Raw genomic sequence first — 18,402 nt, forward strand, 5'->3', positions numbered from 1 at the left:
AGATGATTATGCGATGCGCGCTAAACGACTTCTAGATTGTCATATAGATTGACTCGATTTCCCCCCTGATTTTTTGCGTGATACATCGCTTGGTCTGCGTGGTTGATTAAATCGCTAAGCTCGCTGCTGGATTTGCTTGTGGCAATCCCGAAGCTAGCACTCATGAATATTTTCCCTTTATTGCTTGCGAGGGCTTGTTGATGAAGCTGGCAGCGGATCCGATTGGCGAGAGCATAAGCTTGTTCGCTAGTGGTGTGATTGAGTGCGATGATAAATTCTTCGCCACCGAAGCGACCAAACAAATCTCCAGCCCTTAGGTTACGACTTGCTATTTGGGAAAAGTGCATCAAAGCTTGGTCGCCGTAGTCATGTCCATAGTCATCATTTATGGATTTAAACCGGTCTAAATCGATAAAAATGACGCAGACTTGATCACCGGAAAATTCGGCGCGTTGGGTGAGTTTTGTGAGTTGTTGAATGAAGTAACTACGGCGCATTGCGCCAGTAATATCATAGTTGGCGAATTGCTCTAGTTGGACAACTTGGCGCCAGTGCAATAAAAAGTAAAATACATAGGTTTGTAGGGCATTTCCAACAAATAGCGCCAGTGATAGTAATCCAGGAACCCCTAGTAGTAGGTGCTGATTGTAGGCTTCAGCCTGTAATGTAATCCACCCCCGTATGGCAAAGCAGCTCCCAAAAAATAGATATAACACGATCACTATCCAAAGAGCATTGCTGGGTTTTTGCCGCCAGTGGTTCAGGTATAAGTAAGCATTATAGAAACAACACAAGGCGGCGCTGCTTGAAAAAACAATGGCACGGTTTTGTAGTGATGGTTCAATTGAAGAAAAGTACCAAATAATTGAGCAGTAAAGCACCAATGTTGTAGCGAGTCGGCCTACTTTTAACGGAAGGCGTAAATAAAAGTGATGACCAGCGGTTACAAATAGGAAGGCTCCAGCAAATAAGGCGTTTTGAAACAATAAGCTGAGCGCAGAGGGGGCGCTGACAGCAATATGTATCGCCAAACTTAAGACTTGAGCATAGGAGGCTATGATCCAACAGTCGAGAGCCGCTTGTTTTCCGTGAAAATAGCGGATAAGTGTCAGTACAGTGGCCGATACCACGGTGACGAGGGTGGTTAATATGAAAAACGTTAAAACATCTACAATCATCTATTCAGTGTAGCTTTTTGTTATTTGAAAACATTAATAATGTGTTTGATATAGATCGCTATTTTGTATTAATTCATTAAATGTTGATGTTTATGTTCGTTATCCTAAAACAAACCCCACCTTTCACTCAATGTCTATAGCTTGGAACATGAGTGACTTTTAAGCGAGGACTGTGGCATTAAATTTACAAATTCAGCTCGATTGCCAGCAGTAGAGGTATCTCCTTTTTGATATCGGTGACTAATCCGCTTGAAGCTATGTTAAAAGTGCTTATATTAAAGTAAATTAAGGCTCTTTGACTTGACGGTGAAATTCTGTCTAGGGTAATTCATGTTTAACTTATCACGTTTACTTAGTCCCAAAACTGAACAACTCGCGGCACTTGATTTAGGCAGTAATAGTTTTCACTTAATCATTGCTGATTGGCAAGATGGTGAATTAAAGGTTCGCGATAAGGTTAAAGAAATGGTTCGTTTAGGCTGGGGTTTGCAAGATGATGGTAGCCTTGATGCAGCCGCTTGGAGTCGCGCATTGGCCTGTTTAGAACGTTTTGGTGAGCGTTTACGAGAGTTTAAACCGGGTAGTGTACGGGTTGTTGGCACCAAAACTTTGCGTAGTATCATTGACGCCGATGTTTTTCTACAAGCTGCCGAACAGCGTCTAGGTCATCCGGTCGAAGTGATTTCGGGAGAAGAAGAGGCTCGCCTCATTTATTTGGGAGTCGCGCATTATAAAGCCCCGACGAATGGCCCTCGAATGGTTATTGATATTGGTGGAGGAAGTACCGAAGTGACCGTCGGTGAGGGCATGGAATTGAAGCTCAAAGACAGCTTAGATATGGGTTGTGTGTCAATTACCAAACGCTTTTTTAAGAGTGGCCGAGTGACCAAAAATCGCCTGCTTAAAGCCAGTGTTTATTGCTCTCAGGAGCTACTTGCAGTGGCCGATGACTATTTAGATCATACCTGGAATGAGTGTTTAGGTGCTTCTGGTTCGATTAAGGCTGTGGCCAAGGTTTGTGCAGAGAATAAATTCTGTGATGGAGATATTACCCTCAGCGGCTTAGAGGCCATTCTTGAGTGTTACTTGGAAGCGGGTCAATCAGACTTGGCGTTTAAAGGTTTATCGGAAGAGCGTCAGCCGGTATTTTTAGGCGGGGTGATTGTATTGCAAGCGCTATTTCAAGCGCTTCATATCTCTAGAATGCACGCCGCCGAGTGGGCTTTACGTGAAGGTCTCTTATATGAACTCAAAGGGCGTTTAGAGCACACTGATATTCGTCCGACGAGTGTGCAACGTTTGGCCGAACGTTATCATGTAGATATGACCTACAGCAGCCGTGTTGATGAGACCAGTCAGTTATTGCTGAATCAGGTTGCAGAAATGTGGGCGCTTGATGAAATTGAAACAGCTAAGCTATTGAAGTGGGCATCAATGCTATTTTTAGTTGGACTTGATGTTGCTCATAGCGACTACCATAAACATGGCGCATATATTGTTGAGCATGTTGATTTAGCTGGTTTTTCCCGAATAGAGCAGCAGCAGTTGGCGGCCTTAGTCTTAGCCCATAGACGTAGTTTCCCAGTGAAACAGTTTCCGCTACGTAACAGCGATCTGCTTAAAGCGTGCTTGATCTTGCGTTTATCCGTTATCTTTAGTCGTGGTAAGCGTGCTCAGAGCTTACCAGATATTCAGTTTAGGGCTGCTGAACAACAAATGAGTTTGCTTATCGAACAGCAGTGGTTACAGAATAACCCCCTGACCCGAGCCGATTTAGAAAATGAACAGCAATACTTAAGCGTGATCAACTATAAGTTGGATGTGATTGAGTTGTAGCTTTATTAACCGCCTCCGCATCGAGTGAGGCGGTTAATCTGAGTTGTGTTTAGCGGTCTTTATTGGTCGCGCTAATCTTGTGTATGGCCAAGTCGGCACCGTGGTACTCGTCTTCCTCCGACAGTCGTAATCCGGCAATTTTGTCAACTAAACTATAAACGATGAACCCACCCACCAGAGCCACAACGATCCCCGTTAGGCTACCAATGATTTGACTACTCAAGGAGATACCGCCTAATCCGCCCAGTGCTTTACTACCAAAGATCCCTGCGGCAACGCCTCCCCAAACACCACATAAACCATGTAATGGCCATACACCGAGAACGTCATCTAAGCGAGAATGTTGTTGCAGCCAAGTGAATACCCAAACAAACAGTGCCCCTGCAATACCACCTGTTATTAATGCGCCAACCGGATGCATTAAATCAGAGCCTGCACAAACGGCAACCAAACCAGCCAAAGGACCGTTGTGCACGAAGCCAGGGTCATTTTTGCCAAGTAATAAAGCGACGATTGTACCGCCTACCATCGCCATCAGTGTATTTACCGCCACTAAGCCGCTAATGCCATCCATGGTTTGGGCAGACATTACGTTAAAGCCAAACCAACCGACGGTGAGCACCCAAGCGCCAAGTGCTAAAAAAGGAATGTTGGAAGGCGCAAAGGCGACACCTGGTTTTCGGCCCTTACGTGCGCCGAGGATCTTAATTGCGACCAGAGCTATCCAGCCGCCCATCGCATGTACCACGACCGAGCCAGCAAAATCATGGAAGGCGGCGCCAAATTGTGCTTCTAACCAGCCTTGAAAACCAAAGTTGCCATTCCAAATAATGCCTTCGAAGAAGGGGTAGACAAAGCCAACAATTAACGAAGAAGAAATGAGGAAAGGATAAAATTTACCACGTTCGGCGATCCCACCGGAGACAATTGCCGGAATGGCTGCGGCAAAGGTGAGTAAGAAGAAGAATTTGACTAATTCATAACCGTTTCCTTGCACGAGCATTTCTGCGCTATTAAAGAAGTGGTTACCATAGGCAATGTAGTAACCCACAATAAAGTAGGCTACGCCAGAAAATGCAAAATCGGTGATGATTTTCACTAAGGCATTGACCTGATTTTTATGACGAACGGTACCGACTTCTAAAAAGGCAAATCCTGCATGCATGGCGAGCACCATGATGGCGCCTAACAAAATGAATAAAGTGTTTGCGCTCTGCGACAGAGTGTCGATGGCTGCACTAATATTATCCACTTAAAATACTCCTAATCTTTTTAATATATTCAATTGCGCCAAAAAGAAGCAATAATTAGGCCTGAGTGTGTGGTTTTTCGAATATTTAGCACTAAGTTGATGCAATTAAAGCGATTTAACTGCTTGATAACAAATGTTTCGTAAGATTAAGCGCCTGTTTGGTGCATAATTTATATTAAATATTGATAGGGTTGACCTTTTTTGGTGCATTCTTGGTTTAACTTGGTGCTTCAAGTCCATGCTTGCGAGCGGCTCACTGGATTTTTGCTTGCTTAGGTGCTTATTCGTCGTTCTGGTTTAATTAGGTCTAGACTTAAAAATGCAATCCAATGAAATGGTTAACTCCATTTTTAAGCCACTGAAGCGAGCAATGGAGATAGCATGGAGCAATGGCATGTGTTTTATTCTGCAGCAAATCTATTAGAAGCGAAGCTGTTGCAAGGCATGTTGATCAAGCAAGGAATTGATACACGCTTAGATGGGGAATTCGCGATGGCGGCAGCTGGAGAGCTGCCAGTTGATGTATTTCAGGTGACTATTCGAGTGGCGCTAACTAATTGGGATAGGGCAAAACAGGCGGTTTTCGATTATGAACAACAGAATGGATATGATTGGGCTTGTGACCAGTGTGGCGAGCGTAACCCCAGTAGCTTCGATTTTTGTTGGTCTTGCCAGTGTGACAAGCAATAAAATATAGATAATTTCGCAATGCATTTTTGACTAAACGGTGATAAGCTTAAAATATATACAGCTAGGATGGCTATCGTACAAGTCGTTTGTTGAGGTTATGCTATGTCTATTAATCAAGTATCCAGTTCAAATCCATCGAGCTTTTATCTCGATCAGGTTAAGAAGCGTCAAGAAGAGCAAGATGAAAAGCTGGCCTCTGGTAAGCGGATTAACTCGGCCGCCGACGATCCTGCAGGTCTGCAGATTTCAAATCGTTTAACCAGCGGTATTAATGAGCAAGAAGCGTACGCGAATATTTATCAAAACAAGGTTAGCTTAAATAATATTGCGTCTGCGCAGTTGCAGTCGACAACCGATTTGTTACAGCAAAATCAGGCTTTAACGGTGCAAAGTGGTAATGGCATTTATAATGCTGATGATATTGCGGCGTTACAGGCTCAGGTGGATGCCAATACCGCGGCGATCCCTAATGCCAATGAGCTAGGCGTTGATAGTGTTGATTTATCTGATCCAGCCAGTGCTCAGGCTACTTTGCAAGCTGCGCAACAGACCACCGATGCTAGTCAAGCCCAATTGGGAGCACAAAGTAATGCTGCTGAATCTTCTTATCGTTCGACGCAAGCGGCACTTGAAGCGCAAACCGCGGCACGCTCTCGCATCCTCGATACCAATTATGCGCAGTCGACATCTCAGCAAGCGCAAAATGAATCTCTATTGCAAAGTAATATTCAGTCGTATCAGCAACAGTTATCTTCAAGGAATATAGAGAAACTTCTATAAGTTGTTTTTCCTCAAACATATGACGACGCGACACTGCTACAGTGAGCGTCGTTTTTTGTGGGGGTCAAAATGAGTCAGTCAATTCATGGGCATCAAGTGATGCAATTAATGTTAGAAACGGGCGGTAGCTTTAGTTCGGAGTCTCTAGAGGTTCTATTGCATCAAACATTTGGTGAAAACAGCGTTTATCACACTTGTAGCAAACAAGGGATGAATGCTCAGCAATTAATCGTGTTGCTGGCAGAAAGGGGTAAATTTGTAGAATCTAAGCAAGGTTTTACCACTAGCCAATCGAAGATCTGTTCACATCATTGAGTCTGCTTGAAATATCAAGGCTTATATTAAAACGTGTTATTTCACCAACATGGCTTTTTAGCTGAGTTCTGCGAGTTTAACTTGGCTGATTGTTGTTGCTGATTGAATCACTGCTCGCTTTGATTTCTAGCTTGTTCGCTCCGCCGTAATATACGCAACGTTTGGGCTCTTTAGTTATTCGGATAAGTATAAAAATTCGTTCATCCGGTATTTCTATAGTTTTTTAGGCAACTAACAAACCAAAGAACAATTAGAGTCAGGGTGTTATGCTTTGGCTCTTTTTCTATGCGTAGACAATATTGTCGTTAATAAGAGAGTGATGAATGGATATGTTATCAGCAGCGGTGATGCTGTTTTTGATTATGGATCCTCTGGGTAATCTTCCGGTATTTCTTAGTATGATTAAGCATCTTGATCCCAAGCGTCGGCGCATTGTGTTGATGCGTGAATTGATGTTTGCATTGACGGTGATGTTTGCTTTCTTATTTGCTGGAGAACAGATCCTCGGTTTTCTCAACCTTCGTCAAGAGGCGGTGAGTATTGCTGGTGGAATTATCCTATTTTTGATCGCTCTAAAGATGATTTTTCCTCAACCTGGCGGAGTGGCGGGACTTGCCGCGGGAGAAGAGCCATTTTTAGTGCCGATGGCGATCCCGATGATTGCTGGCCCCTCAATTTTGGCGTCGTTGATGCTTCTGGCCAATCAAGATGGCAGTAGGATGCTTGATTGGTCTCTGGCTTTGCTGATGGCGTGGGGAATGAGCGTGATTATCTTCATGTTTAGCGGGTTTTTATTACGTTTATTAGGTGAAAAAGGTCTAACAGCGATGGAGCGTTTGATGGGGATGTTATTGGTCATGTTGTCCGTTCAGATGTTTCTTGATGGTATTGCTGATTATTGGCAATCGCTATAATTGGGCTCCCAATAATCATAAATCTTGGGCGTATTACTCCTTCGGCGAGTTAATCCGCCCATCGCTTTATATCGCCTATATTCGTCTAGGAGTAAGGCCTATAACTAATAGGGATGGTTGATCCCTAAACGAAACACCTTATCCTCTCCACTGCTGGCAAAATCGGCGCGCAATACCACTCCTTCTAGCATGATCCGAAGACTACCGCCAATACTGTATTTCATATCCTGGTGTAAGGTGGTTAAGCTATATTCATCGGCAACTCGCCCCAGCTCCGCAAACGCCACCCAATACCAAGCTGGAACGTTGAACCAGTTCACCACTGGGATTTTAGGCAGGGGATTCCAATGGGGGGTAAAGCGATATTCTGCAGAGTAGTAAAGCATCGAGCGACTATGATAACGTGCTGTTTCATAACCTTTTAAGCGGTTCATCCCACCAAGGGTAGCGCCGGCAAACCATGCCGGTCGATGAAAGCGAGATTCGCCCTTGATATCGGAGCTTTTATTCCAGCTTGGGGTATCCGCAGTTGCAACATTCAGGGCCAATACATGGTTTTGCAACCAAGGCATCTTCGGTAGGCTGATGTATTTAGCGGCAGAAAACTCCCACATGCTCCATGACGTTTGAGCGCTGCTGCCCCAATCGTGAGTGATACTAATCCGTTGATGACTACCTGCGGTGGGGTTTTGGTTATAGTTGCGATTGTCGTATTCTAATTCGAACTTTAACCCCATAGAGCGGGTGGATGCTTGCAATTGATTATATTCACCAACATCTTGCTGCCAGTAATAGGGCTCTAGTTGGATGATCGTTCGGCCGCTGGTGAGTGGATCCCACCGTTTCGCACCAGCTTCATAGCCTGATAAAACTTGACCTTGGCGGATCTTAAAGGTGTGTATGGGAGAGTTTTTGCCATCACCGATTGGCAGCAAATAGCGAAAGCGAGCGCGGTATTCTTGACCTTGGGTATGTGTATAGATGCGATTGCTTTTGTTAGAGTCGTTACTGCCAGCAGTTTCGCCATTAAACTCGCTGTTTCCATCGATATATTGTGGGTCTCGGGTGTAGTTTGTTTGATAAATGCTGGTATCAAAAAACACTCGGTCAGCGAAGGGTAATTGGTAATCGCCGCTATATAGATATCCCATCCAACTATCGTTGCTGGTCACCATTGCCGTTGCAATGAGGCTTGCATTTGCTTGGATTTGGCCAGCGGAGCCGACTCCGACCCCGACTCCCCATTCTAGGTTTTCAGTATAAAAGCCATAGGGGATCACTTGTGTCCAAGGGCCAGAGCGCTGATGTTGGGCATCATCAATGAGAGTGACGTTCATGGCGAGACAGGGGAAGCTTAGCCAACCGAAAAGGGGTAAAGCGGGTCTCCCATGGTTCAAGCGCTTTTACTCGAAGTACGTTTATGAATTTGCCACATCGCAAATACCCCAAATAATAATAGTTGTAGACTGTCGCCTTTTTGTAGTGCGCCGCTTTGCTGCAAGCTATCGCGTATGGCAAATAATTGCAGGGCGTGCAGCAGCAATAGTAGCGCACCAACGATTGGTAATAGCCAATTAAAAGGCGCGCTGAACATGAAGATGCCGATTAAAATGGTTAACCACATCAAGGCCATTAAGGTTTTACCCAAGGTAATAAACATAGTTTTAAGCTCTTAGCTGAGTTGATAGAGACGAAAATTAACTTGACCGGCTTGTTTGCTTTTAATGCAGTTCCAATTTGCGGGAAGCTTGGGTTCTACGGCTTCGTTCTCATACTCGAGATACATTAAAGCATTGGTGTTTAACCAGCCATTTTCATTGAGTAGTTGACAGCTGACTTCCAGTAGGTCACAGCGAAAAGGGGGATCGATAAATACAATATCGTAGCCCTCTGCGGGTGTTTGTTTTAACCATTGCAAGGCATCTTGATTGATTAATTTTGCTTGCTGGCTAGAAACATCTAATAGCTGCAAGTTGGCTTTCAGTTGATGAGCCGCTTGAGGGTCTTTTTCTACAAAGCTTGTAAAAGCAGCGAAGCGTGATAGAGCTTCAAAACCGAGACTACCGCTGCCAGAAAAAAGGTCTAAACAATGGCTATTGGGCAAATAGGGGCTTAACCAATTAAATACGGTTTCTTTGACCCTATCAGTGGTAGGGCGTAAGCCTTGGCTATTGAGAACTTTTAGTTTTCTACCGCGCCACTGGCCAGCAATGATGCGTACTTGTCCGCTGCCCTTGCTAGCTGGTTTCGTTTGATTTGAATGTTTTCTTGAGGAAAGCCGTGTCATTTACTTAGACCATTGAGAAACTGTGATAAAATCCGAACAATATTGACTGGACGTTGGCATTGTAACAGCCAACTTCGTTTACTGGTAAAAAGGTTTTGCAGTAATGGCAAAAAAGAAGGGCCTATTTTCTTGGTTTGGCCGAAAAAAAGATGATCAGCAACAAATTTCAACAGATTCGTCGACAGAATCACAGCTAACAGAACAAACTGCCGAACGGGAAGCCCAAGCCGAACGGGAAGCCCAAGCCGAACGCGAAGCACAAGCCGAACGCGAAGCCCAAGCCGAACGCGAAGCCCAAGCCGAACGCGAAGCCCAAGCCGAACGCGAAGCCCAAGCCGAACGCGAAGCCCAAGCCGAACGGGAAGCCCAAGCCGAACGAGAAGCCCAAGCCGAACGCGAAGCTCAAGCCGAACGCGAAGCCCAAGCTGAACGAGAAGCCCAAGCCGAACGAGAAGCCCAAGCCGAACGAGAAGCCCAGGCTGAACGAGAAGCCCAAGCCGAACGGGAAGCGCAAGCCGAACGGGAAGCACAAGATGAAGCAACTCAACCGGGAAAAAAAATAGGCTTGTTTGCGCGCTTAAAAGCGGGCTTAAAGCGGACTCGACAGAACTTAGGCTGGGGTTTCTTCTCTTTATTTAAGGGGAGAAAAATTGATGATGAGCTATTCGAGGAGTTAGAAGAACAGCTGTTGGTTGCAGATATCGGGGTTGATACTACCTTGAAGATCATCAATCAATTGACCGCACATGCTAAGCGTAGTGCGCTGCAAGATGGCGAAGCCCTTTATGAGCAGTTGAAGTTAGACATGGCTGAGATGCTTAATCAAGTTGAGGCGCCACTGGATTTCAATCAAAGCGAAGGCCCGTTTGTTATTTTAATGGTTGGAGTCAACGGTGTGGGGAAAACCACCACCATTGGTAAATTAGCCAAACAATATCAGAGTCAGGGTAAGTCGGTGATGTTGGCTGCTGGAGATACTTTCCGCGCTGCCGCAGTGGAGCAACTACAAGTTTGGGGTGAGCGAAATAAGATCCAGGTGATTGCCCAGCATACTGGTGCAGATAGCGCCTCGGTTATTTTTGATGCCTTTCAAGCTGCGAAGTCACGAAAAGTTGACGTATTGATTGCTGATACGGCGGGTCGCTTGCAAAATAAAGCACATTTAATGGAAGAGCTGAAAAAGATCGTCCGTGTCATGCGTAAACTCGACGATGCAGCCCCTCACGAAGTTATGTTAACTATTGACGCAAGTACTGGTCAAAATGCCATTAGCCAGACCAATTTGTTTAATCAGGCGGTTGGTTTGACGGGATTGACTTTGACTAAGTTAGATGGCACAGCCAAGGGTGGCGTTATCTTTGCCTTAGCAGACAAATTTGCCTTGCCGATCCGTTACATTGGGGTTGGTGAAGGGATTGATGATCTTCGAGAGTTCTCTGCGCAACCCTTTGTGGATGCCTTGTTTAGTCGCGAAGAAAGCGAGTAGCCTTAGCGACAGATGATTAAGGAAAGGTTTGACTATTTATGATCCGTTTTGAGCAAGTGAGTAAGGTATATCCCGGCAGTCAACGAGCCTTGCAAAAAGTGTCGTTTCATTTAGAGCAAGGACAAATGGCCTTTTTAACGGGTCACTCGGGCGCGGGTAAAAGTACTTTGCTCAAGCTCATTACGGCAATGGAGCGACCCAGTGATGGTAAAGTATGGGTCAACGGTGATGATATTAGCCGTTTAGCTCATCGCAAGATCCCTTATCTACGTCGCCAAATGGGAGTTATCTTTCAGGATCATAAATTACTGATGGATCGAAGCGTATTTGATAATGTCGCGCTGCCTTTGGTGATTGAAGGTTATAGTATGAATGATATTAAGCGTCGTGTTGCCGCGGCCTTAGATAAGGTGGGGTTACTGGATAAAGCTCATTGCGTACCGGTCGCACTATCGGGTGGAGAACAACAGCGGGTCGGGATTGCCCGTGCAGTGGTCAATAAGCCGATGATTTTAATTGCCGATGAACCGACAGGTAATCTAGATCCCGCTTTATCCTTAGAAATCTTCCGCTTATTTGAAGAGTTTAATCGAGTCGGCGTGGCGGTGTTAATTGCCAGCCACGATTTAAGCTTGATTGCAAAATTGCATTACCAACGGCTGGTGTTGCAACATGGTCAATTACTGACCTCGTCGAGTGCTGGTGCGGAGCAAACCTTATGAGAGGCGCGAAACCAACAGTAAAAGTGGCATTGCCGCAGCGTATACTTATGTTTGTGGTTCGTCATTTACAGCAGTGCGTTGCAAGCTTAGGTGAACTATGGCGAACCCCCGCCAGTTCCATGCTAACCCTTGCGGTGATCGGTGTATGTTTGGCCTTGCCAGCAAGTTTTTACCTGGCAACAAAGAACATCCAGCAACTCACAGGTTATTGGCAAAGTGATACGCAAATTAGTTTGTTTTTACAACAGAATATCACTGAACAACAGCGTGATGAGCTGCAGCAAAATATTGCTGATATGCCACAGGTCGCGCGGGTCGATTTAGTCAGTAAGCAACAAGGCCTAGCTGAATTTCAGCAGACCAGCGGATTTGACGATGTATTGGCTTTACTTCCCGAAAACCCCCTACCTGATGTATTGCTGGTGCAACCTAGCCTAGATTTTAGTCATGCAAGTGCAGCTCAAGCTCTGCTTGACAGTCTGCAACAACATAGCTTGGTTCAACAAGCCAGCTTAGATGTGCAGTGGTTGCAGCGTCTGGATACGATTATTAGTATGTTACAGCAGTCGGCATGGTTGCTAATTCTGCTGTTAGTGAGTGCCGTCGCCCTGATTGTGATTAATACCCTACGTTTGAATATTCTAAACCGTCGTAGCGAAATTGAAGTGATGAAGCTAGTGGGGGCCACTGATGCCTTTATTCGTCGTCCATTTCTTTATACTGGCTTTTGGTTCGGCTTAATTGGTGGCTTATTAACTTGGGTATTATGCAATATTTTACTGATTTGGACCGAGTATGCACTACAACAGATCGGTCTGCTCTACCAGCAAGAGATTTATTTAGCGGGTTTGTCCTTTCGAGAATTTAGCAGTTTAATTGGTTTTTCTATGCTGCTTGCTTTAGCCGCTTCTTGGTTGTCTGTGAGTCGACATATTCGAGAAATAGAACCGAGTTAGTGCTTGTGATTTTTGCGGACAGTCCTGATTTCCTACCCAGCTTTTAGTGAGTGGTGATGTTTATTTTTGACGTAAGCAGAATCTCTATCCAATGAATCATTTATGGCCGCTGTGGTACTCAAGCCCATTTTGCTTTCCAAGAAGCAAGCAATCAAATTGAAGGTGGCGAGGGTTGTGCCTTGTCCCCTTGTGGTAAAACAGCCATATTTATCTTTAATTATTAAATCTTTTGCTATTCATCATGTTAGCGGTTTTATTGTTATAGCTTAACCAGCATAAGATGTGCTTGATTAGATGAATCCATTTAAACAGTGGCTTAACGTACTTTAAATAAATTATAAATTGTGAACTATATTCAATGTGTGGCATCTTATTTATCATGCTGAGATACTTGAATAGGCAGGTTCCAGTGGAAGTTTTAGGGGTTAGATCTTGCTGAATGGCTATGATAGACTCATTGACCGAGTAAATTATTGAGGTTGATATGGATCAAAAGATTGCATCTATGGCGTTAGTCCCGCAAGGGAGTATCGAGGCCTATATCCAATCAGTAAATCGGATTGAGATGCTGAGTGCTGAGCGAGAGAAAGAACTCGCGACTCGTTTGTTTGAAGATGGTGATTTAAGCGCCGCTCGTGAATTAGTCATGTCGCATCTGCGATTTGTTGCTCATGTCGCGAAAAACTATGGGGGTTATGGCCTCCCTCAAGCAGATTTGATTCAAGAGGGCAACGTAGGCTTAATGAAAGCCGTAAAACGATTTGACCCGAGTGTTGGTGTTCGTTTGGTATCTTTTGCAGTGCACTGGATTAAAGCGGAAATCCACGAATACGTATTACGTAATTGGCGAATGGTAAAAATTGCGACCACTAAAGCGCAGCGTAAATTGTTTTTCAATCTACGCAAGTCAAAAAAACGCTTGGGTTGGTTTAGTCGCGACGAAGTGAATATGGTGGCCGAAAATCTCGGTGTGACGACCAAAGATGTGTTGGAAATGGAATCTCGGATGAGTGCTCAAGATCAGGCTTTTGATCTGGCCTCTGATGATGACGAGCGTGAAGGCAGTTTTGCGCCGATCCAGTATTTAGAAGATAAATCTTCTGATGTTGCGCAGTTTGTCGAAAAAGAAAATTGGGAAATTGCCGCCGCAAATCGCTTGCGTGCCGCGTTGGCCACTTTAGATGAACGGAATGCTTTTATCGTACAACGTCGTTGGTTGGATGATAATAAAGCTACTTTGCAAGAGTTGGCCGACCACTATCAAGTATCGGCAGAACGGATCCGCCAGCTAGAAAAAAATGCCATGAAAAAGTTGAAAGCTGCGATGGAATAACAACTTTATAAAAAACCTCGCTTAGCGAGGTTTTTTATATTCAAATCTGCCCCTCCGCTGTGTTAAATTTGCACAAACTTCTCAATATGGCCCTGACATGGACAGTCCTTTCGAATTATCAAAAGTAAACTTTGTGATTGATGGGGATGGCCGGAAAACTGCGGCGATCATACCGATAGAGCTCTATCAGCAACTTCTTTCTTTACGCGAGTTAGTGGCACAGAGCAATACCAAAGAACTGAGTGCCGATTATTCCTTTAGTGTAAAGCAGGCGGTTGCCTATGGTTATCCGGTTGGTGCTAAGAATAAACCTGGTTTTATGGTGATCAAAGGTTCTACCGCTAACGGCGGGGGGGCTGAGTCGCTGCGCCCTGCAGTGTTGGCCTTGCGTGAGCAGCTCCTGGAAGAACACGTATTATGCCGTCAGGGCGAGGGTTATGAGTTTATGCGTGATCATCAGTTTTCTAGTCCGAGTTCGGCGGCTTGTTTAATTGCCGGGAACGCCCGTAGCGGGCTGGATGCTTGGCTAGATAAGTGGGGACGTAGCCTGAAAGATCGCGGCTATGGCAAGAAACGCTAAACGAGAAAGAAAAAGAGCGCTTAATCGCGCTCTTGGTATTTGCTAAGAGTATTCACTTAACACTTAAGCTAATAAACTTAAGGGGTCGATGCTTTCTAGTTGAAGCGCTTCTCCAACCTCTGCGCAGGTTAGTTTTCCATGCATCACATTTAAGCCGTTTCGTAGATGCTCGTCATCTAATAAGGCTTGCTTGTAACCTTTGTTGGCTAAAGTAATGATGTAGGGCAGGGTGGCATTATTGAGTGCCATGGTTGAGGTTCTGGCTACGCCACCTGGCATATTGGCAACACAGTAGTGTACGACTTCATCAACAATGTAAATCGGATCTTGGTGAGTCGTTGCTTTAGAGGTTTCAGCACAGCCGCCTTGGTCAATTGCAACATCAACAATCGCACTGCCCGCTTTCATGCGTTTAACCAAGTCTTTGGTGATTAATTTGGGCGCTGCAGCACCTGGTAGAAGAACACCGCCAATCACTAAATCTGCTTCTAGTACATGTTGTTCAATACTGCTGGTGGTTGAATAAACGGTTTTCACTTTACCGTGATATTCGGCGTCAATCGCTCGTAGTACATCGATGTTGCGGTCTAAAATTGCAACATCAGCCCCCATTCCAACGGCCATTTGTGCCGCATTGCGTCCCACCATGCCACCACCAATAATCGCGACTTTAGCGGGTTCTACCCCTGGGACGCCACCCAATAGTAGACCACGACCACCTTTTGACTTTTCTAGCGCAAGAGCACCGGCTTGAATGGCCATCCGTCCCGCGACTTCAGACATTGGGGCAAGTAGTGGTAGACCGCCTTTCGCACTGGTGACGGTTTCATAGGCAATACATACGGCACCAGATTTCACGAGGTCTTTGGTTTGTTCTGGGTCGGGTGCTAAATGTAGGTAGGTGAAGAGTAATTGATCTTCGCGTAGCATTGCCCGCTCGCTTGCTTGTGGTTCTTTAACTTTGACAATCATGTCAGCAGCGGCAAAAACTTCGGCAGCATCATTCGCGATGTTTGCACCCACCGCTTGATAATCTTTATCGGCAAAACCAATACCAGCTCCTGCGTTAGTTTCAACAAGCACTTGGTGGCCATGTTGAATCAGTTCGTTTACGCTGGCTGGGGTCATTCCAACACGATATTCGTGATTTTTTATTTCTTTAGGTACGCCAATAAGCATAGTTTTTAACTCCTTTTAAATATAATATATTGGTCATATATGCCGCTCTTTTTTTTAAAATATAGTGAATAACACCAGTAATGCAACACATTTTTAGTCTAAGGTTCTGCCTTGAGTTCTGCCTTTCGGTAGGATATGTTGAGAGTATGTTAAAGACTAAAACAAAGTCATGAGAATGGGGCAAAGTATGCAGCAAAATATTCTAAATAAGGTCTTAGACGATATTGATCTATTTAACCTCAATGATCCAAACCTGCAGTTAGATGAACTAGGTTATGAACATCCTAAAGAACTTTTATATGGGCAAAGAATGTCAAAAGTTTTGTTTGAGTTTATGCCATCCCCTTCTCCTGAATTACAGATCGCTGCTCGAGCCCAGCATATCGGTCGTTGGTTGTCGCCACGAGGTGATTATCCTGAGGGTAGAACAGGTTATTTAAAATGGCGAACCGATTTGTCTAAAAAACATGCACAGTTATGTAGTGATATTATGCGCCGACATCAGTTTGACGAAGCCAGCATCGAGCAGGTCTGTGGCCTATTACGTAAAGAAAAGCTAAAACGCAACCCACTAACGCAAGCTTTGGAAGATGTGATTTGTTTGGTCTTTCTAGAGTATTACTTTATCGATTTTGCGGCTAAACATGAACAAGATAAGGTACTCAGTATCGTTAAAAAAACTTGGGGGAAAATGTCGGAGCAAGGGCACGAGGCGGCCTTAGCGTTAAAGCTGTCAAGTGAGGCGAGTGACCTGATTAAGCTGGCGTTGGCTTCGTGAAGTCAGCTGATTAAATACTAATCTTATGCTAGTATTCGCCCGTTTTTAGTTGATTAGGCATTTCTGATGAGAAGAGATCTGGCATTTCGTTTTTCCCGTGTTACTGAGTCTGCAGCATTGGCTGGTTATAAATGGTTGGGGCGAGGCGATAAAAACCTTGCCGATAATGCAGCGGTAGAGGCGATGCGTATCATGCTTAATGATATGGACATTGAAGGCGAAGTCGTTATTGGTGAAGGCGAAATCGATGAAGCGCCAATGTTATACATTGGTGAGAAGGTGGGAACTGGCGGTGAAGCGGTCGATATTGCGGTTGACCCGATTGAAGGGACTCGCATGACCGCGATGGGTCAAAATAATGCAGTGGCCGTATTAGCTGTGGGTGAAAAGGGAGCATTTTTACGTGCGCCTGACATGTACATGGAAAAGCTGGTGGTAGGACCAAATGCCAAGGGCACCATCGATCTTGAACAATCTATTGAACACAATATTAAAATGGTTGCCTCGGTGTTGGGCAAAAATATTAGTGATATGACGGTGATTACTTTGGCGAAGCCCCGTCATGATCAAGTGATTGCAGAGATGCAAAAGCTTGGTGTGAGAGTGTTTGCTATTCCCGATGGGGATGTGGCGGCTTCGGTATTGGCCTGTATGCCGCTGAGTGAAGTTGACATGATGTATTGTGTTGGTGGTGCTCCTGAAGGCGTGATTTCTGCCGCTGTGATCCGGGCCTTGGGCGGTGATATGCAGGGCCGTTTAATTCCTCGTAATCAAGTAAAAGAAGACAATGCTGAAAATAGAGTCATTGCGGCTGAAGAAATTCGTCGTTGTGAAGAGCAAGGTATTCAAGTGAATCGTGTATTGCAGCTGAACGATTTGGTGAAAAACGATAATGTTATCTTTTCAGCAACGGGCATTACTAAAGGTGATTTACTGGAAGGGATCAACCGTCAAGGGAATATTGCGGTCACCGAAACGCTATTGGTTCGTGGTAAAACACGGACCATTCGCAAGATCCAATCAACGCATTACCTTGACCGTAAAAATGAAGACCTTAAAGCCGTTATCTTATAGGCGATGATTGTTTGAGTGAATAGCAAAAACCAGAGTAGTGCTCTGGTTTTTTTATAATTGAAACTCTAACTGGTTATTAAGTCCGAGATGCTGATAGAAAGCGAGAGCTGGTGAATCATTACTGTTTGGAAATATCAGCTTATTTAATTGTTTATGCTGAGCCAGTTGGAGTAATTGCTGAAACATAAATAAGCCGATGCCGCGTCGTCGGGTGATATCTCGCACGATAAAACGATTCACTTGAAGTCCGCTGCCCGCAGTGCTTAGTAGGCAATAAGCAACTATTTTTTGATTAAATACGCAGTAATAGAGTCGCTCCGCTTGTTGCCAATGGCTCCATTGCTGTTCGCTCACATGGGGTGAAATTTTAGTTAAATCCTTGGAAAAGCTTGGCAAGATTGTAGCTGTCTGAAAAGATAAACGCATGATTTCGGTAACGATTGCTTAGGAAACTTTGGAAAGCGGTGATTTAGACATTTGTTCGATATCTAAATTGTGCCAGTCTTTAAGAAAATACTGTGATTCCTGGCAAATCATCAATAGCGATTTCTTTAAATTATCGTCTAAATACTCAAGATCGAGCTTCGCCAACTGGTCAATGGTGTGGCTCAGATCGAAAACCAAAGGACTCAAATCAAACAAATTGTTTGGTTCGATATTACGTTTATGGTTCGGTTGAGTTTGTCGTTTTCGCCAAGTACTAAAAGTGACGAGTAAAAGATTGATGAGTTGCTTTGATTCTCGGCAATTCAAACTCGACTGCTGAATCCACCAGGGGGCGGTACCTTTCATAAAACTGATACAATCGCTCACAACATTATTGACATAAGCTTCATCAACGTAGGAGGGGAGGGGCATTAGTTTCATAAATATGGTGCTGAGAAAATGATGGAATTAGATTACACATTCTCTGCCCACAAACCAATAGCTTGAACTCGATTAGCTATATTTAATATCGATTTTGTGTTTGCCAGCGCTTAATTAAGCTTTTTAAAGCTTGTATCTGGTGATGTAAAGCAAGCAGGGCAGGATCCGCTAGTTG

20 protein-coding genes are annotated in these 18,402 nt (G+C 44.6%); 12 read left to right on the forward strand and 8 right to left on the reverse strand.

All coding sequences use genetic code 11. From position 1 onward, the window contains the following. Positions 1-20 precede the first annotated feature (20 nt). Positions 21-1,178: a GGDEF domain-containing protein gene (locus ACRRSY_RS02090; protein ID WP_432454812.1), complete on the reverse strand. Its 1,158-nt coding sequence runs from the start codon at positions 1,176-1,178 to the stop codon at positions 21-23. Between the two features lie 330 nt (positions 1,179-1,508). Here ACRRSY_RS02090 and ACRRSY_RS02095 point away from each other — a divergent pair, with 330 nt between their 5' ends. Continuing rightward, positions 1,509-3,014: a Ppx/GppA phosphatase family protein gene (locus tag ACRRSY_RS02095; protein ID WP_432460747.1), complete on the forward strand. Its 1,506-nt coding sequence runs from the start codon at positions 1,509-1,511 to the stop codon at positions 3,012-3,014. A gap of 49 nt (positions 3,015-3,063) precedes the next feature. On the opposite strand, the gene ACRRSY_RS02100 is transcribed toward ACRRSY_RS02095, so the two are convergent. Beyond that, complete coding sequence (locus tag ACRRSY_RS02100) at positions 3,064-4,266, reverse strand: ammonium transporter (RefSeq protein WP_432460748.1); 1,203 nt, start codon at positions 4,264-4,266, stop codon at positions 3,064-3,066. A 381-nt stretch (positions 4,267-4,647) separates the two neighbouring features. Here ACRRSY_RS02100 and ACRRSY_RS02105 point away from each other — a divergent pair, with 381 nt between their 5' ends. The 4 genes from ACRRSY_RS02105 to ACRRSY_RS02120 all read left to right on the forward strand — a co-directional run bounded on the left by ACRRSY_RS02105 (position 4,648) and on the right by ACRRSY_RS02120 (position 6,965). Further along, positions 4,648-4,956, forward strand: coding sequence for a putative signal transducing protein (locus ACRRSY_RS02105; RefSeq protein WP_432454809.1), 309 nt, complete (start codon positions 4,648-4,650; stop codon positions 4,954-4,956). 102 nt (positions 4,957-5,058) lie between these two features. After that, positions 5,059-5,736, forward strand: a complete 678-nt coding sequence (locus ACRRSY_RS02110) for a flagellin (RefSeq protein WP_432454808.1) — start codon at positions 5,059-5,061, stop codon at positions 5,734-5,736. Positions 5,737-5,805: 69 nt separating this feature from the next. Beyond that, positions 5,806-6,051 (forward strand): YecH family metal-binding protein, encoded by a 246-nt coding sequence (locus ACRRSY_RS02115; RefSeq protein ID WP_432454807.1) that lies wholly within the window; start codon positions 5,806-5,808, stop codon positions 6,049-6,051. A gap of 323 nt (positions 6,052-6,374) precedes the next feature. Further along, positions 6,375-6,965: a YhgN family NAAT transporter gene (locus ACRRSY_RS02120; RefSeq protein ID WP_432460749.1), complete on the forward strand. Its 591-nt coding sequence runs from the start codon at positions 6,375-6,377 to the stop codon at positions 6,963-6,965. A 104-nt stretch (positions 6,966-7,069) separates the two neighbouring features. Here ACRRSY_RS02120 and ACRRSY_RS02125 read toward each other — a convergent pair whose 3' ends face one another. The 3 genes from ACRRSY_RS02125 to rsmD are packed head-to-tail and all read right to left on the reverse strand — an operon-like array spanning position 7,070 to position 9,252. Further along, the gene (locus ACRRSY_RS02125; RefSeq protein ID WP_432460750.1) at positions 7,070-8,302 is read right to left on the reverse strand and encodes a BamA/TamA family outer membrane protein; all 1,233 of its coding nucleotides are present in this window, start codon (positions 8,300-8,302) and stop codon (positions 7,070-7,072) included. 56 nt (positions 8,303-8,358) lie between these two features. Then, entirely contained in the window at positions 8,359-8,625 is a 267-nt protein-coding gene (locus ACRRSY_RS02130; RefSeq protein WP_432454804.1) for a DUF1145 domain-containing protein, read from the reverse strand. A 12-nt stretch (positions 8,626-8,637) separates the two neighbouring features. Beyond that, on the reverse strand, positions 8,638-9,252 hold the full coding sequence (rsmD, locus tag ACRRSY_RS02135) for a 16S rRNA (guanine(966)-N(2))-methyltransferase RsmD (protein ID WP_432464285.1): 615 nt from the start codon (positions 9,250-9,252) through the stop codon (positions 8,638-8,640). Between the two features lie 103 nt (positions 9,253-9,355). Between rsmD and ftsY the strand changes: the two genes are divergently transcribed. The 5 genes from ftsY to ACRRSY_RS02160 all read left to right on the forward strand — a co-directional run bounded on the left by ftsY (position 9,356) and on the right by ACRRSY_RS02160 (position 14,329). Then, entirely contained in the window at positions 9,356-10,738 is a 1,383-nt protein-coding gene (ftsY, locus tag ACRRSY_RS02140) for a signal recognition particle-docking protein FtsY (protein WP_432464286.1), read from the forward strand. Positions 10,739-10,776: 38 nt separating this feature from the next. Continuing rightward, the gene (ftsE, locus tag ACRRSY_RS02145) at positions 10,777-11,460 is read left to right on the forward strand and encodes a cell division ATP-binding protein FtsE (protein ID WP_432454801.1); all 684 of its coding nucleotides are present in this window, start codon (positions 10,777-10,779) and stop codon (positions 11,458-11,460) included. Continuing rightward, on the forward strand, positions 11,457-12,416 hold the full coding sequence (gene ftsX / locus ACRRSY_RS02150) for a permease-like cell division protein FtsX (protein ID WP_432454800.1): 960 nt from the start codon (positions 11,457-11,459) through the stop codon (positions 12,414-12,416). The genes ftsE and ftsX overlap by 4 nt, the downstream gene beginning before the upstream one ends. Before the next feature lie 484 nt (positions 12,417-12,900). Beyond that, the gene (gene rpoH, locus ACRRSY_RS02155; protein ID WP_432454799.1) at positions 12,901-13,749 is read left to right on the forward strand and encodes an RNA polymerase sigma factor RpoH; all 849 of its coding nucleotides are present in this window, start codon (positions 12,901-12,903) and stop codon (positions 13,747-13,749) included. 97 nt (positions 13,750-13,846) lie between these two features. Then, the gene (locus ACRRSY_RS02160; protein ID WP_432454798.1) at positions 13,847-14,329 is read left to right on the forward strand and encodes a DUF4357 domain-containing protein; all 483 of its coding nucleotides are present in this window, start codon (positions 13,847-13,849) and stop codon (positions 14,327-14,329) included. 63 nt (positions 14,330-14,392) lie between these two features. On the opposite strand, the gene ald is transcribed toward ACRRSY_RS02160, so the two are convergent. Beyond that, the gene (gene ald, locus ACRRSY_RS02165) at positions 14,393-15,508 is read right to left on the reverse strand and encodes an alanine dehydrogenase (protein WP_432454797.1); all 1,116 of its coding nucleotides are present in this window, start codon (positions 15,506-15,508) and stop codon (positions 14,393-14,395) included. Positions 15,509-15,695: 187 nt separating this feature from the next. Here ald and ACRRSY_RS02170 point away from each other — a divergent pair, with 187 nt between their 5' ends. Both ACRRSY_RS02170 and glpX read left to right on the forward strand, forming a co-directional pair. Further along, positions 15,696-16,286 carry a DUF4202 domain-containing protein gene (locus ACRRSY_RS02170; protein WP_432464287.1) on the forward strand — a complete coding sequence of 197 codons (591 nt, stop codon included), beginning with the start codon at positions 15,696-15,698 and terminating at the stop codon, positions 16,284-16,286. A 66-nt stretch (positions 16,287-16,352) separates the two neighbouring features. Next, positions 16,353-17,360 carry a class II fructose-bisphosphatase gene (gene glpX / locus ACRRSY_RS02175; RefSeq protein WP_432460755.1) on the forward strand — a complete coding sequence of 336 codons (1,008 nt, stop codon included), beginning with the start codon at positions 16,353-16,355 and terminating at the stop codon, positions 17,358-17,360. Positions 17,361-17,411: 51 nt separating this feature from the next. On the opposite strand, the gene ACRRSY_RS02180 is transcribed toward glpX, so the two are convergent. Together ACRRSY_RS02180 and ACRRSY_RS02185 are read right to left on the reverse strand one after the other, a co-directional pair. Beyond that, positions 17,412-17,786 carry an acetyl-CoA sensor PanZ family protein gene (locus ACRRSY_RS02180; RefSeq protein ID WP_432454794.1) on the reverse strand — a complete coding sequence of 125 codons (375 nt, stop codon included), beginning with the start codon at positions 17,784-17,786 and terminating at the stop codon, positions 17,412-17,414. An 18-nt stretch (positions 17,787-17,804) separates the two neighbouring features. Then, on the reverse strand, positions 17,805-18,227 hold the full coding sequence (locus ACRRSY_RS02185; RefSeq protein WP_432454793.1) for a hypothetical protein: 423 nt from the start codon (positions 18,225-18,227) through the stop codon (positions 17,805-17,807). Between the last annotated feature and the right edge of the window lie 175 nt (positions 18,228-18,402).

This window comes from Agarivorans sp. QJM3NY_33, assembly GCF_050870865.2.
Taxonomy (GTDB): Bacteria; Pseudomonadota; Gammaproteobacteria; order Enterobacterales; family Celerinatantimonadaceae; genus Agarivorans.